Below are 13,693 nucleotides of genomic sequence, written 5' to 3'. Positions count from 1 at the left end.
CGGTTGGTGTAAACAAAGCAGCTAATTCAAGTTACGTCCTCAATGCTCAAAACGTTAATATTTGCGTTTTCAAAATCAAAAAAACGGCTTATGCCGGTTTTTTTATGCTGTTATTCAGTGCTATAAGTGGCTGAGCGGTTACACTTTAGCATATGGCTCACAATCAAACTGGGCAGCACGAGCTAACCTGAGTGGTGTGGTAAAAGGCGGGTGTAAATAAAGCAGCCAATTCAAGTTAACGTCCTCAATGCTCAATACGTTAATATTTGCGTTTTCAAAATCAAAAAAACGGCTTATGCCGGTTTTTTTATGCCTGCTATTCAGTGCGATAAAAGCGGCTGCGCGGTTACACTCGAGCAAACGGATTACAATCGAACAGGGCAGCGTGAGCTCACCTCAGTGGCATGGTTAAAAGTCGGGTGTGAACAAAGCAGCTAATTCAAGTTAGCGTCCTCAATGCTCAACACGTTAATACTTGCGTTTTCAAAATCAAAAAAAACGGCTTATGCTGATTTTTTATGTCTGAAATTTAAATTGTTCAAGCTTTAATCAGTTGGTGTTTTGTCAACGTAATATTTTGTCACCAAGTTACATAAACTCACACAAACAAGGGTTAATTACCTTGTAAAAATAGGGGCTTTTCTTTATGATCGAAAAAATTTTTTTGTCGCTAGTTTGCTCAAGTAACTAACTGATAATGCTTGAATAAGAACCATTATCATCTATGTGATTGAGTTTGTAAATAAATTGGAGAATTTGAATGAGCAATGCGCCCGTGAATAACGGCCGTCGACGCTTTTTAACTGCTGCAACTTCGGTTGTTGGTGGTGTCGGTGTTGTCGGTGTGGCTGTGCCTTTCATTGGTTCTTGGAACCCTAGCGCCAGAGCGAAAGCTGCTGGTGCTCCGGTTGAAGTCAATGTGAGTAAAATCGAGCCTGGTCAACTAGTTCGTGCTGAATGGCGTGGTAAACCTGTGTATGTAATTCGTCGTACCGACGACATCATTTCGGCACTACCCAAGCACGATGATCAACTTCGTGATCCTAACTCCGAAGAGCCACAACAGCCAGAGTATGTGAAAAACGCACATCGCTCAATTAAGCCTGAAATTATGGTTGCGCTTGGTGTTTGTACTCACTTAGGTTGTGCACCAACTCATCACAAAGGTGATTTCGAACAGCACGTTGCTGGTGTTAAAGACGGTTTCTTTTGCCCTTGTCACGGTTCTAAATTCGACATGGCCGGCCGTGTATTCCAAGGCGTTCCTGCACCGCTTAACTTATCAGTACCAGACCATTCTTTCCCCAATGAAAACACCTTATTAATCGGTGTTGCTCCAGGAGAAGCATAATGAATAACTTTCTGGCTTGGATAGAGCAGCGTCTTCCTATGATGGAAGCGATGAACAAACACGTAGTGCAATACCCAGCACCGAAAAACTTTAACTTTTGGTACTTCTTTGGCTCACTAGCCATGTTAGTACTCGTTAACCAAATCCTTACCGGTATTTGGTTAACCATGAACTACGAACCATCTGGTGACGGCGCATTCGCGTCAATCGAATACATCATGCGTGACGTAGACTACGGTTGGTTATTGCGTTATATGCACTCTACAGGTGCATCTGCCTTCTTCGTAGTGGTCTACTTACACATGTTCCGTGGCTTAATGTACGGTTCATACCAAAAACCACGCGAGTTGCTGTGGATCTTCGGTATGCTGATCTTCTTAGTATTAATGGCTGAAGCCTTCATGGGTTACTTATTGCCTTGGGGTAACATGAGTTACTGGGGGGCACAGGTAATTATCTCCTTATTCGGTGCTGTACCTGTGGTGGGTGAAGACATAGCAACGTGGATCAAAGGTGACTATGTTATCTCTGGTGCGACGCTAAACCGTTTCTTCGCACTACACGTTATTGCACTACCATTAGTACTTGTTGTCCTTGTGTTCTTACACATTTTAGCGTTACACGAAGTGGGCTCTAACAACCCAGACGGTACGAACATTAAAAAGCCTAAAGGCAGTATGAAGCCAGAAGAGCTTTCTAAGTTCAAATTCCACAAGCAATACGCAGACAAGTACGACATTGTTGATGCGATCCCGTTCCATCCTTACTACACAGTAAAAGATATTATGGGTGTGGCTGGTTTCCTTATCCTGTTCTGCTACGTGATGTTCTTCGCGCCAGAAGGTGGTGGTTACTTCCTTGAAGCGCCAAACTTCACACCAGCAAATGGTTTGAAAACGCCTGAGCATATTGCGCCAGTATGGTACTTCGGTCCGTTCTACACTATCTTACGTGTTGTTCCTGACAAACTATTAGGTACTATCGCTATGTTTGGTGCGATTGCGGTATTGTTCGCGCTACCTTGGTTCGACCGTGGTACAGTGAAGTCAATACGTTACCGCAGTAAATGGCACTTATTGAACCTTACTCAATTTGCTATCTGTTTCATTATTTTAGGTATTCTAGGTACATTACCAGCGTCGGATACGGCTAACTTGATTGGTGTTATCGCCAGCTTTGGTTACTTCGGTTTCTTCGTAGCGATCTGGTTCTACTCTAAGAATGAAAATACTAAACCTGTACCAGAAAGGGTGACCAAATAATGAAAAAGCTTGTCATTACTTTATTAGCGGCCTTGCCTTTGTTTGCCTTCGCTGCTGGCCCAAGCATTCCGCTAGATGCAGCGAATAACGATTTAGCTGATAAAGAGTCGTTAAAGCGTGGCTTTAAATCTTACATTAACTACTGTTTAGGCTGTCACCAGCTTCAGTACCAACGTTACAACCGTACCTTTGCCGATTTAGGTATCAGTGACGAAGAAGGTAAAGCAGAGTGGATGTTCACTGGTGAAAAAGTCGGTGATCACATCACTAATACTATGCCCGCGAAAGAAGCGGCGGCATGGTTTGGTGCTGCGCCACCGGACTTAACGCTTGAAGCGCGTTTCCGTAGCCCTGACTGGATCTACACGTACTTGCGTTCTTTCTACGTTGATGAAGCTCGTCCATTTGGCGTAAACAACAAAGTATTTAAAGACGTTGGTATGCCGCACGTACTGCAAAACTTGCAAGGTATTCGTACGATGGACGAAAACGGCGTGTTATCTGCACCTGTTGGCGGCACCATGACAGAAGCTGAGTACGACGCATTTGCACGTGACTTAACTAACTTCCTTGAGTACGTTGGTGAGCCGAACAAATTAGAGCGTAAAGAATTAGGTAAGTGGGTGATCGGTTTCCTATTTATCCTGTTCATTCTTTCTTACTTCTTGAAGAAAGAATACTGGCGTGACGTTCACTAATCTATTAGTGAACAGAAACTAAGTTAGAAAGGCAGCGTTAGCTGCCTTTTTTGATCCCAATGATATATGCCTACTGGTCAAACCAGTTTTAAATTTTCATCAAATTTTAGTATCATAGAGCACTTTGTTACGAGTTCCGTAACCCTTATTTTATTTAGTGTATGTAAGTCATACACTTATCACGCATATCTTTGGAGATATTATGGCTGTTGCTGCAAACAAACGCTCGGTTATGACCTTATACTCACACGCGGATGACATGTATAGTCACCAAACCCGCATCGTATTAGCGGAAAAAGGTGTCGGTGTAGACATTCACTTAGTGGATCTGGCTAACTTGCCAGAAGACTTAATTGACTTAAACCCATACGGCACAGTACCAACCTTAGTTGACCGCGAATTAGCACTATACGAAGCTAAAATCATCATTGAGTATTTAGATGAGCGTTTCCCGCACCCACCATTAATGCCAGTTTACCCAGTATCGCGTGGTCGCAGTCGTTTAATGATGCACCGCATCGAGCAAGACTGGTACAGCCTTGCTGAAACGATTATGAAAGGTGATGCAACAGCCGCTGAAAAAGCACGTCAAGAGCTGAAAGAAAGCTTACTAAGTGTTGCGCCAATTTTAAATGAAGCACCTTACTTTATGAGTGAAGAGTTCAGCTTAGTTGACTGTTACTTAGCACCACTATTGTGGCGTTTACCTGTGCTAGGCATTGAGCTTGCTGGCCAAGGTTCACAAGAGCTGAAAAACTACATGTTAAAATTATTTGAGCGTGAGTCTTTCCAAGCTTCATTAACAGAAGCCGAGCGCGAGTTGCGCTTTGGTAACCCGGCCTAAGCTCGACTACTTATGTCTACATCGATTGAAATGACATCGAACAAGCCCTACATCGTTGGGGCTTTCTACGATTGGATCTCAGACAATGACTTAACGCCATATATTGTGGTTGATGTCAGTGTTTATGGTGTAATGGTACCGATGTCGTTCGTTAACGACGGACAAATCGTTTTAAACATCTCTTCTTCTGCTGTTGGTAGCATCGTGATGGGTGAAACAGCTATTGAGTTCTCTGCGCGTTTTGGCGGTAAATTAGAGCATTTAATGGTGCCTTATGGCGCTATTGGTGCTATCTACGCGAAAGAAAATGGTGCGGGCACATCTTTGCCAATAGAGCACCCAGAAATCGTTGACGAAGATGACGCACCAGCAAAACCAGCTCTTACTGGTGTTGAATCGAGTTCAACAGAGAGTGAGCAAGCACAAGGTGCAACGACTGGCGACATCGAAGACAAGCCTGAGAAGCCAGCGAAAGGGCGTCCTAGCTTAACGGTCGTTAAGTAACGCTTAAAAACGTTTTCTGTAATTGTGAGAAGCCGCTATTGCGGCTTAATTAGATGGTTCGCCTCACCTCTAAGCTAGCTCAGCTAATCTTAGAGTTAGGCAAATAAAAGAGGCAAACCATCATGTCATTAATTAAAGTGCTTGGTATCGATTTAGGCAAATCCACATTTCATTTAGTTGGTCATGACCACTCAGGTCGAGAGCAGCTAAGACGCAAATTCAACCGCAAACAACTCCTTCAGTTTTTAGTCAAACACGAGCCAGTCACCATAGCGATGGAGTCTTGTGGAGGAAGTCACTGGTTAGCTCGTAAACTAGTGTCATTTGGCCATCAAGTTAAGCTAATCCCTCCTCAATATGTAAAACCTTACGTTAAAACCAATAAAAATGATTTTATTGACGCGGATGCCATAGCAGAAGCTGCGACACGACCTTCTATGCGCTTTGTCAGTATAAAAACGGAAGAAGCTCAGGTGATTGCCGTTATTCAGCGTATTCGGGCTAGCTATATCAAAGAGCGCACAGCTTGCATGTCACGCATTGGCGCTATCTTACTTGAATTTGGTATGAGCTTTCCTAGAGGACATAGCCAAATGAAGCAATTATTTCAGTGGCTAGCAGAGCATAAAGCGTCAATCAGTCCCATGTTGATGCTTGAGCTTGTTGAACATCATGAATATTACACACACCTTAATACCCTCATACAAAAACAAGATAAAAAGCTAACCGAATTAGTTTCAAAAGACGAACGCGCTCAATTGCTAAAAACCATTCCTGGCGTGGGAGACTTAACAGCAAGCCGCTGTTTATCTGACATTAGTAATGCTCAAGATTTTAAAAATGGTCGTCATATGGCGTCATGGCTTGGATTAGTTCCTCATCAGCACTCGACCGGCGGTAAATCGACGTTACTAGGGATTAGCAAGCGTGGTAACAAATCCTTACGTACGTTATTTATCCACGGAGCTAGGGCATTGATGTCACGACCAGAGTTAGCGAGTAAATGCTTTGGAGAGTGGCTCGTCAACCTCAGGGCAAGGAAACCTTATAACGTTGCAGTGGTCGCGTTAGCCAATAAGCTAGCTCGCATCTCATGGTCAGTCATGGTGACGAAACAACCATTTAAAATAACTGTTTAACCCGAATTTGCAATGGATAATGAAGATGACAAAACGATTAATTGGCTAGGTTGAAGACCTGACACAAAAAACAGCATGTTAATAATGCTTTGGGCTTTTTGAGGACAATCTAGCGCGGATCTCATCGTGGAGCGGGTGATATGCCTATGACTCCGAAGACATTAGCGCAAATCACCCCGTTATCGAAATATCACTTGCAATAACGAGGCAAACCATACATTTTTTATAGCTAAGTTTGCAAATCACTAAACTCCTTTGTATCTTGCCAGCATCCAATTACGCAGGGAGTAAAACATGGCAGGGCCATTAACGGGTATCAAGGTACTAGATTTAAGCCGCATTCTTGCAGGCCCATGGTCAACGCAAGTACTCGCCGATTATGGCGCTGAGGTTTGGAAAATCGAGCGCCCAAATACGGGCGATGATACACGCAGTTGGGGGCCTCCATTTATTTCAGGCGAAAATGGCCAAAATCCAAAAGATTCAGCGTATTACCTTACTGCTAATCGCGGTAAAAAATCATTTACCATAGATTTTACGACTGCCAAAGGGCAACAGTTGATCCATCAGCTTGTTCAACAAGCCGATATTCTCGTAGAAAACTATAAAGTTGGTGGCCTTGCTAAGTATCAACTTGATTACGCATCAATAAAAAATATTAATCCCAAGGTAATTTACTGCTCTATTACCGGCTTTGGTCAAGATGGTCCATATGCTCAGCAAGCGGGCTATGATGCCATGATCCAAGCAATGGGCGGATTAATGAGTATTACCGGTGAGCAAGAAGGTTTACCCGGCGAAGGCCCGCAACGAGTAGGTGTTGCGGTGGCCGATTTGATGACCGGCATGTATGCCGTCAGTGGCATATTAGCGGCGCTTTATCATCGGGAACAAACCGGGGCAGGGCAGCAGCTGGATATTGCCTTACTCGATTCTATGGTGGCTATGCTGGCGAACCAAGGGAGTAATTACCTTGTCTCTGGCAATACCCCAAAACCCATGGGAACGGCACACCCGAATATAGTGCCTTATCAGGTCTTTGCGGTACAAGACGGCCACATTTTATTGGCCGTTGGCAACGATCAGCAGTTTAAAAAGTGCTGTGATGTGATGGGCTGCCCTGAATTAGCATTGAGTGAAAAATTTGCTACCAACTCCCAGCGCGTTGCCAACAGAGAAGTGTTAGTTGCGACAGTAAGTAAATATTTACTTACTCAAAAGCTTGATGACTGGCTAGCCAAGTTCAATCAAGTACAAGTGCCATGCAGCCCAATTAATACACTAGATAGAGTCTTTGACGACCCACAAGTAAAACACCGCCAAATGCAGTTTAACTTGCCTCACCCCAGCGCAGGTTCAGTTCCTATGGTGGCGAACCCAGTGAAATTTTCGGCTACGCCAATTGACTATAAGTTAGCGCCTCCGCAACTTGGCGAGCATAACGCAGAACTAGATACGTTAATAAATGGGGAATGCCGCAAGTAGTTCCATCGCCTGTTCATTGCAATGCTCAATCGCTGCGTCAACATCTTCTTCCGTTAGTCCTAAGCTGTCGAGGATATGTTGCCCAACGATGGTTTTCTTTGAGTACAGCCCAGGGTGTGAGTTAAAAACAGCAAGTCTTGAGGCAACATAAAGCAAATTACTTGGCGCATCGAGCTCTGCTTGAAAGGCTTGATTAAAGTTTTTGATTGGCATCACTATGCTTGATGGTAATTGCCAAAGTTTCAACAAGGCAGCACTACAGTCGGCAAAGGTAAAGCCAAGTTTTTCTTGTTGGCGATACCAAGGTGTTTCACTTGCCGTGTATTGTTCACAAAACTTCACTACCTCTGGGGCATCGTGAACAATCGCCAATAGCCCTAAATTGTGAAACAAACCAGAGAGAAAAATAGTTTCTGTATTGGCTATTTTTTTTCGGCGAGCCAAAAACTGGCAAATAAGCGCGCATTCAACACTGATCTCCCAAAACTTATCCATGTCAGCGATATCTGGGTTCAGGCCAGAAAATGCGGCAGTCACGCCATAGGCATCAACCAATTGTTTAACTTGGCTAAGCCCCAACAGAATCAATGCTTTATTGATAGAGTCGATTTGTTTGGGGAAGTTAAACATGGCGCTATTGGCAATTTTCAATAAGCTGGCCGCAATCGCAGGCTCTAGTTCAACAACTTTGGCGATGTCGTCGATGCTACATTGGTCGTTGGCCAGCATTTCAGTTAACTTCAAATAGATATCGGGTAATACACAAAGCTCTTGGGCTGTTTGGGCAAATTCTACTGGCGTTTTAGGCATATAAATATCCGGTAATGGCATCCTTTAGTTAACACCTTAGTGCATTTTTGTGACAAGACAATAGGCTTGGTTGTGAATATTCGTTAATATTCAATCAATATTAACTTGCATGCCTTATAAATACTGAGATGTTATGGCAGATCCTTTTCAATACCACACCACATTTACGCTAGATAAAGCGTACCTAACAGAGTGTTATGAGCAGACTATGGTTCAAAAAACGCTGCTCCAAGCTTATAAAAAATCCATCGCCTTTTGCTTGCTCGGCTTAGGCTTATTTTCGGTCCCCAATGTCAGTGCTTACTGGCCGAGTTTTTTAATTGCACTGGCAGTCATTGAAGCCTTGAGTGTCAGGTTTGGTAAAGCTTGGTGGGTGACGCGCCAACTGCTTGGCAAAAGTGGTAACAACCAGATCAATTTGGTGGTGGATCAGCAAGGGCTTGTATTAACATCGCCCTTTATTGAACAAAATTTTACTTGGCAGAGTATTAAACAATTAGAGCATACTAAGCTGGGGTTGATTGTTCATCTAGAGCAGCAGCGGCAATACCTCTCTAAACAAGTGTTGTCAGCCGAGGCCATTGCGTTTATTGAAAGCAACACAAAAAATACAATGTGATATTCTTCAATTTAGCGAAGCTCGATATAGTGAAGTTACATGTAGTTAAGTAAGCACAAAATAATAACGAAAAGATGTAGCCAGTTAATGACCACGCAAGATCGCTCCCCACTTTTGACGCTAAAGTTCTTGGCGCCGTTTACGGTGTCTTGGCTGGTGCTTGTTGGTTTGTCTGGCTTTCCAGTGAGTCAGCTCAGTGAATACATTAGTTTTAGTTTACTTGGCATACTAGGGGCTATTTTTGCTAACTCTACTGGCGCAGGCGGCGGGGTCATTTTTATCCCGATGTTTAATCACCTAGCTTTCTCTGAAATTCAATCAGTTGCTACCAGTTTTGCTATACAGTGCTTTGGCATGACAGCAGGTGCACTGACTTGGTATCACCACTACCACAAAGAGAAGCGCGATTTAGTGCTATGGCAGGGCTTTAAGCGCATCATTCTGATCGCGACACTAGCTTCAATTGCTGGTCTTTGGTCAATTTATGGTACTGGTATTGGCTCGCCGGCCAGTTTGCATCAAAGCTTTGGTTGGTTTTCCCTGATACTCGGCTTGTTTATCGTCACAACGGTTTATTTAGTCAAGCCAAAGCGTGAATCTAGTAAGATACAACACTTTGATTATGTGGCAATTGTCGCTATTGGATATTTGGGCGGTGCCATTACCGCCTGGTTGTCGGTTGGCGTTGGTGAAGTACTGGCAATTTACCTTATTTTGAGACGCTTCGATGTTACTATGGCGGTTGCTGCCGCAGTTGTCGTATCAGCGTTTACCGTGTGGTCAGCCATTTGGCAACATACCTTGATAAGTTTTAACGTGTATTGGCAAGTGGTACTGTTCGCAGGCCCTGGCGCGATTATTGGCGGCATCTTAGCAAAGTCACTCGTCACTTATTTATCGGCACGTAAGCTGAAATTATTATTTGCCTCTTGGTTGATCGCGATCGGGCTGACTGAAGTTTTTTAGAATAAATGAGAATAGTTCTCAAATCGGCTTGACAGCTTGTATGCAGTTAATTACTCTTGCGCAATTAAATATTCATCATATTCTCAACCAGATAAAGGCTTAATATGATCAAAAAAATTATTGGCTTAACGGCCTTTGCTGCAACCTTAGTTGCGCCAGTATTTAGCGCATCAGCAGATGAAGTTAACGTATATTCCTACCGTCAACCTTTCCTTGTCGAGCCTTTGTTTAACGAATTTACCAAAGAGTCGGGTATTAAGGTGAATGTGGTCTTTGCCAAAAAAGGGATGGCTGAGCGCTTAGCGCGTGAAGGCGAGCACAGCCCAGCCGATGTGCTGCTTACTACCGATATTAGCCGTTTAATTGAATTGCAAGAAAAAGGTTTATTGCAAGCGGTTAACTCTGATGTATTGGAAACAGCAATTCCCAGCCAATTCCAAGCGGATGACAATACATGGTTTGGCTTAACGACGCGTGTTCGCAATATCTACACGGCAAAGCGTTTAGGTGATATGGCGATCAACTACGAAGACTTGGCCGATGAAAAATACCGTGGCAAGATTTGTACGCGCAGTGGTAAGCACCCATACAATGTGGCATTAGTATCATCTATGATTGCTCAGCACGGTGAAGCGAAAACACTGGCTTGGTTAGAAGGTGTAAAGAAAAACTTGGCGCGTAAGCCGCAAGGTAATGATCGCGGTCAAGTACAGGCTATTCACCAAGGCCTATGTGACGTTTCATTAGGTAACAGCTACTACTTTGGTAAAATGCTTAACGATGACAAGCAAAAAGTGTGGGCTGATGCCGTGAATATTAACTTCCCGAATCAGGCTAATCGTGGCGCTCACGTCAATATTTCTGGTGTTGGTGTTGCTAAGTACGCACCAAACAAAGTGGCAGCGAAGGCACTCCTTGAGTTCTTAGCGTCTGATAAAGCGCAGCAAATGTATGCCGAAACTAACATGGAATATCCGGTACGTGCCGGTGTAAAGAAATCTGAGCTTGTTGCTTCATGGGGCGAGTTCAAATCAGACGATTTACCGCTGGAAACGATTGCAAAACACCGCAAGGCTGCACTGAAACTACTTGATCAGGCAAAATTTGATTTGTGATCTTTGGTCAACGTAATACTCCTTGGCTAACCTCTAGTTGGCTTATTGCACTGGCGCTATTAGCGCCAGTGCTCGTTATGCTGTTTACCAGCATAGGCAATTTCGGCGAGCTATTCGCCCACCTTTGGCAAACCGTACTGCCGACCTATATCAGCAATACCTTGTTGTTGACGCTTTATGTCTCGTTGCTCGTGTTAGTGTTTGGCGTACCTAGTGCTTTTTTTATCAGTCAAACACAGCTCATTGGCACTAACTGGCTGCGTTGGGCTTTACTGCTACCACTGGCAATGCCTGCCTACCTTGTTGCCTATCTTTACACTGACTTGTTTGACTATGCGGGGCCTGTACAGCGCTTGCTAAGAGCATGGTTTGGCTGGCAGTCTCCAACCGACTATTGGTTCTTTGACTTACGCACGCTAGAGGGCGCTGCCGTTGTTTTAGCACTGGTGCTTTACCCCTATGTTTACATGTTGACTCGCACCGCACTGGAGCAGCAAGATACGAGTTTGCTCAGAGCCGGTCGAACGCTGGGCTTGTCTGCACGTCAAACCTTGACGAAAATTGCGCTGCCACTGGCTCGGCCTGCGATTATGGTCGCGGTGACGTTAGTGATGATGGAAACCATTGCGGATTTCGCGACGGTGCAATATTTTGCCGTTAACACCTTAACCACTGCCATTTATGATACTTGGCTCGGCTATGGCGATATGGCTGCGGCAAATGCGCTGGCGAGTGTGTTATTGCTATTTGTGCTCTTTACCGTGGTTGCTGAGCAAAAAAGTAGAGCGGGGCAACGACATCAGTCTAATCGCCCGAATATGTCTAGTGATAAAATTTCGCTGTCGTTTAGTCAGCAGGTGATGGGGCTAGTGTTTTGCTGGTCATTGGTGCTGCTAGGCTTTGCATTGCCATTTGCTCTACTAGTGAGCATGGCGATTGAATATGCGCAGCTTGAACAACTGGGTAAGTTAGCCGAGATTGGTTGGGAAACACTGAAAATTTCTGCTTATGCAGCCACTGCTGCGGTATTGATTTCACTCTCGTTGGCACTGCTACATCGTTTTTATCCCAAAAAGTTGAATCATTTACCGCTACAAATTTCCGGCTTTGGCTATGCCGTACCAGGCACCGTACTTGCCATGGCATTGATGGCTACATTTGGGCCGATAGATCACTGGCTTAACGATACTGCCACATGGCTAAATTGGTCAAAGCCCGGCTTGATGTTATCTGGTACCACGTTCGCGATTATTTTCGCTTTTGTGGTGCGCTTCGCCGCCATTGCCAATGGCACCATTAGTGCGGGCATTGGCAAAATACCGCATTCCATTGATAAAGCACCCGCCAGCTTAGGGGTGGGTTTACTCGCAACGATTAAGCGAGTGCACTTACCTATGCTAAAAAGTTCGATATTGGTTGCTTGGCTGTTAGTGTTTGTTGAGGCAATGAAAGAGTTACCCGCAGTGCTATTGCTAAGACCGTTTAATTTTGAAACCCTAAGTACCTTTATTTATCAGCTAATCTCTGATGAACAATTAGAGCAAGGGGCAATCGGGGCGATATTTATTGTGCTATTTGGTTTGATCCCCATAATCTGGCTAAATAAAAATAAGCAATAGTTAAGCTGACGGCGAGTAAACTTGCTTAAACAGCAAGCCATATTGAGCGAGCCACAAATAGTGTCAAAACGAAAAGAAAAGAGATGTTAGAAACGAATCCGTCCAATGCCGATATTACTGGCGCTAAGGTGTTAAGTGTTAGCCAGTTAAACGTGACCTTAGCAGGGCAAGCCATATTGCGAGATATTGCTTTTGAGCTTAATGCGGGCGAGATCCTTGGTTTGGTAGGACCAAGTGGTTGTGGTAAAACTACCTTGCTAAATACCATTGCGGGCTTTATTGCACAGCAACGCGGTAGTATCTCGATTGCGGGTAAGGCGGCAATTCATCCTGATAACATGCTAGCGCCAGAAAAGCGCCAAGTCGGGATGATTTTTCAAGACTATGCGCTCTTTCCTCACTTAACCGTTGAACAGAACATTGCGTTTGGGTTGAGCACACTACCAAAGGCCGAGCAGGCTGAGCGTGTTAATCATATGTTGGCATTATTGGCGCTGTCTGGCTTTAATCAGCGCTACCCACACGAGCTTTCCGGTGGGCAGCAGCAGCGCGTGGCGATTGCCAGAGCAATTGCGCCGCAACCTAAGTTACTGCTGTTAGACGAACCCTTCTCGAATATTGACGCCCGTTTACGCCAGTCATTGATGTTGGAGCTTCGCCAATTATTCAAGCAGTTGCAGATCACCGCGATCTTTGTTACCCACAACAAGGATGAAGTGTTTACCTTCGCCGATAAAATGGCCGTGATGGCACAAGGTGAAATTTTGCAGTTTGGTAGTCCTGCAGATATCTGCCAAGCACCTAACAGCTATCACGTGGCTGATTTTTTGCAATTGGGGAGTTGGTTGCCGTGTGAGGTGAACGGTGAAAATTTAGTGAGTGCACTTGGCGAGCATCAGTACTCGGACGAGCAAGTTATGCAATTCAAGCAACTCAAGCAGGCTGGCAGCAGTTACCAACTGTTAGTGAAACCTAACCACATCGAGTTTGTAAAAGCTGATCGAGTTCAACATGCCAATATGGAAGTGGTGCACATTGGTGTCGCTGAGCAAGGATTTCACTATCACTTGCAAAGCATAGCGCAATCAAACCCGCTGGCGATTAGCCAATTAAGTATCTACTCAGAGCAGGCTCTTGTGCTGCAAGACAAGCTACAAGTCAGCATTAAACCACACCCGTATTTGGTGTTTACCACTGATTAGCATTTATCAAGCAATTTGCATGGATCAAATTGCTTGTATTTTCCTTTAAGGTTGTCAATGTACCGCAACATTGATTGAG

The 13,693-nt window shown here is 44.4% G+C and carries 13 protein-coding genes; 12 read left to right on the top strand and 1 reads right to left on the bottom strand.

All coding sequences use genetic code 11. The features are described 5' to 3' along the window. Window positions 1-760: 760 nt before the first annotated feature. The 7 genes from petA to DXX93_RS16980 all read left to right on the top strand — a co-directional run bounded on the left by petA (window position 761) and on the right by DXX93_RS16980 (window position 7,283). Window positions 761-1,351, top strand: a complete 591-nt coding sequence (gene petA, locus DXX93_RS17010; RefSeq protein ID WP_116009150.1) for a ubiquinol-cytochrome c reductase iron-sulfur subunit — start codon at window positions 761-763, stop codon at window positions 1,349-1,351. After that, complete coding sequence (locus tag DXX93_RS17005; protein WP_116009149.1) at window positions 1,351-2,613, top strand: cytochrome b; 1,263 nt, start codon at window positions 1,351-1,353, stop codon at window positions 2,611-2,613. Before petA ends, DXX93_RS17005 begins: the two co-directional genes overlap by 1 nt. Beyond that, the gene (locus tag DXX93_RS17000; protein WP_116009148.1) at window positions 2,610-3,311 is read left to right on the top strand and encodes a cytochrome c1; all 702 of its coding nucleotides are present in this window, start codon (window positions 2,610-2,612) and stop codon (window positions 3,309-3,311) included. Before DXX93_RS17005 ends, DXX93_RS17000 begins: the two co-directional genes overlap by 4 nt. A gap of 202 nt (window positions 3,312-3,513) precedes the next feature. Next, a complete protein-coding gene (gene sspA / locus DXX93_RS16995) occupies window positions 3,514-4,155 on the top strand; it encodes a stringent starvation protein SspA (RefSeq protein WP_116001321.1) in 642 nt (213 codons plus the stop codon). A gap of 12 nt (window positions 4,156-4,167) precedes the next feature. Beyond that, complete coding sequence (locus DXX93_RS16990) at window positions 4,168-4,659, top strand: ClpXP protease specificity-enhancing factor (protein ID WP_116009147.1); 492 nt, start codon at window positions 4,168-4,170, stop codon at window positions 4,657-4,659. 122 nt (window positions 4,660-4,781) lie between these two features. Further along, on the top strand, window positions 4,782-5,798 hold the full coding sequence (locus DXX93_RS16985; protein ID WP_116008069.1) for an IS110 family transposase: 1,017 nt from the start codon (window positions 4,782-4,784) through the stop codon (window positions 5,796-5,798). Between the two features lie 294 nt (window positions 5,799-6,092). After that, window positions 6,093-7,283, top strand: coding sequence for a CaiB/BaiF CoA transferase family protein (locus tag DXX93_RS16980; RefSeq protein WP_116009146.1), 1,191 nt, complete (start codon window positions 6,093-6,095; stop codon window positions 7,281-7,283). On the opposite strand, the gene DXX93_RS16975 is transcribed toward DXX93_RS16980, so the two are convergent. After that, complete coding sequence (locus DXX93_RS16975; RefSeq protein WP_116010018.1) at window positions 7,257-8,093, bottom strand: HDOD domain-containing protein; 837 nt, start codon at window positions 8,091-8,093, stop codon at window positions 7,257-7,259. The genes DXX93_RS16980 and DXX93_RS16975 overlap by 27 nt on opposite strands. Window positions 8,094-8,226: 133 nt before the next feature. Here DXX93_RS16975 and DXX93_RS16970 point away from each other — a divergent pair, with 133 nt between their 5' ends. The 5 genes from DXX93_RS16970 to DXX93_RS16950 all read left to right on the top strand — a co-directional run bounded on the left by DXX93_RS16970 (window position 8,227) and on the right by DXX93_RS16950 (window position 13,614). Further along, entirely contained in the window at window positions 8,227-8,712 is a 486-nt protein-coding gene (locus DXX93_RS16970; RefSeq protein WP_147302709.1) for a YcxB family protein, read from the top strand. Between the two features lie 87 nt (window positions 8,713-8,799). Then, the gene (locus DXX93_RS16965) at window positions 8,800-9,678 is read left to right on the top strand and encodes a sulfite exporter TauE/SafE family protein (RefSeq protein ID WP_116009144.1); all 879 of its coding nucleotides are present in this window, start codon (window positions 8,800-8,802) and stop codon (window positions 9,676-9,678) included. Window positions 9,679-9,782: 104 nt separating this feature from the next. Continuing rightward, window positions 9,783-10,793: a Fe(3+) ABC transporter substrate-binding protein gene (locus DXX93_RS16960; protein WP_116009143.1), complete on the top strand. Its 1,011-nt coding sequence runs from the start codon at window positions 9,783-9,785 to the stop codon at window positions 10,791-10,793. Further along, entirely contained in the window at window positions 10,790-12,412 is a 1,623-nt protein-coding gene (locus DXX93_RS16955; protein ID WP_258872699.1) for an ABC transporter permease, read from the top strand. The genes DXX93_RS16960 and DXX93_RS16955 overlap by 4 nt, the downstream gene beginning before the upstream one ends. A gap of 83 nt (window positions 12,413-12,495) precedes the next feature. Next, window positions 12,496-13,614, top strand: coding sequence for an ABC transporter ATP-binding protein (locus DXX93_RS16950; RefSeq protein WP_116009142.1), 1,119 nt, complete (start codon window positions 12,496-12,498; stop codon window positions 13,612-13,614). Window positions 13,615-13,693 lie beyond the last annotated feature (79 nt).

The sequence above is a fragment of the Thalassotalea euphylliae genome (genome assembly GCF_003390335.1).
Taxonomy (GTDB): domain Bacteria; phylum Pseudomonadota; class Gammaproteobacteria; order Enterobacterales; family Alteromonadaceae; genus Thalassotalea_F; species Thalassotalea_F euphylliae_B.
This window is presented reverse-complemented; position numbering and strand designations above follow the sequence as displayed.

Excerpts from the sequence above, each read along its gene's own strand:
- DXX93_RS17005 (WP_116009149.1), top strand. The coding sequence starts at position 1,351 with ATGAATAACTTTCTGGCTTGGATAGAGCAGCGTCTTCCTATGATGGAA.
- DXX93_RS16985 (WP_116008069.1), top strand. The coding sequence starts at position 4,782 with ATGTCATTAATTAAAGTGCTTGGTATCGATTTAGGCAAATCCACATTT.
- DXX93_RS16965 (WP_116009144.1), top strand. The coding sequence starts at position 8,800 with ATGACCACGCAAGATCGCTCCCCACTTTTGACGCTAAAGTTCTTGGCG.
- DXX93_RS16990 (WP_116009147.1), top strand. The coding sequence starts at position 4,168 with ATGTCTACATCGATTGAAATGACATCGAACAAGCCCTACATCGTTGGG.
- DXX93_RS16970 (WP_147302709.1), top strand. The coding sequence starts at position 8,227 with ATGGCAGATCCTTTTCAATACCACACCACATTTACGCTAGATAAAGCG.
- DXX93_RS16980 (WP_116009146.1), top strand. The coding sequence starts at position 6,093 with ATGGCAGGGCCATTAACGGGTATCAAGGTACTAGATTTAAGCCGCATT.
- DXX93_RS16960 (WP_116009143.1), top strand. The coding sequence starts at position 9,783 with ATGATCAAAAAAATTATTGGCTTAACGGCCTTTGCTGCAACCTTAGTT.
- sspA (WP_116001321.1), top strand. The coding sequence starts at position 3,514 with ATGGCTGTTGCTGCAAACAAACGCTCGGTTATGACCTTATACTCACAC.
- petA (WP_116009150.1), top strand. The coding sequence starts at position 761 with ATGAGCAATGCGCCCGTGAATAACGGCCGTCGACGCTTTTTAACTGCT.
- DXX93_RS16975 (WP_116010018.1), bottom strand. The coding sequence starts at position 8,093 with ATGCCTAAAACGCCAGTAGAATTTGCCCAAACAGCCCAAGAGCTTTGT.
- DXX93_RS16950 (WP_116009142.1), top strand. The coding sequence starts at position 12,496 with ATGTTAGAAACGAATCCGTCCAATGCCGATATTACTGGCGCTAAGGTG.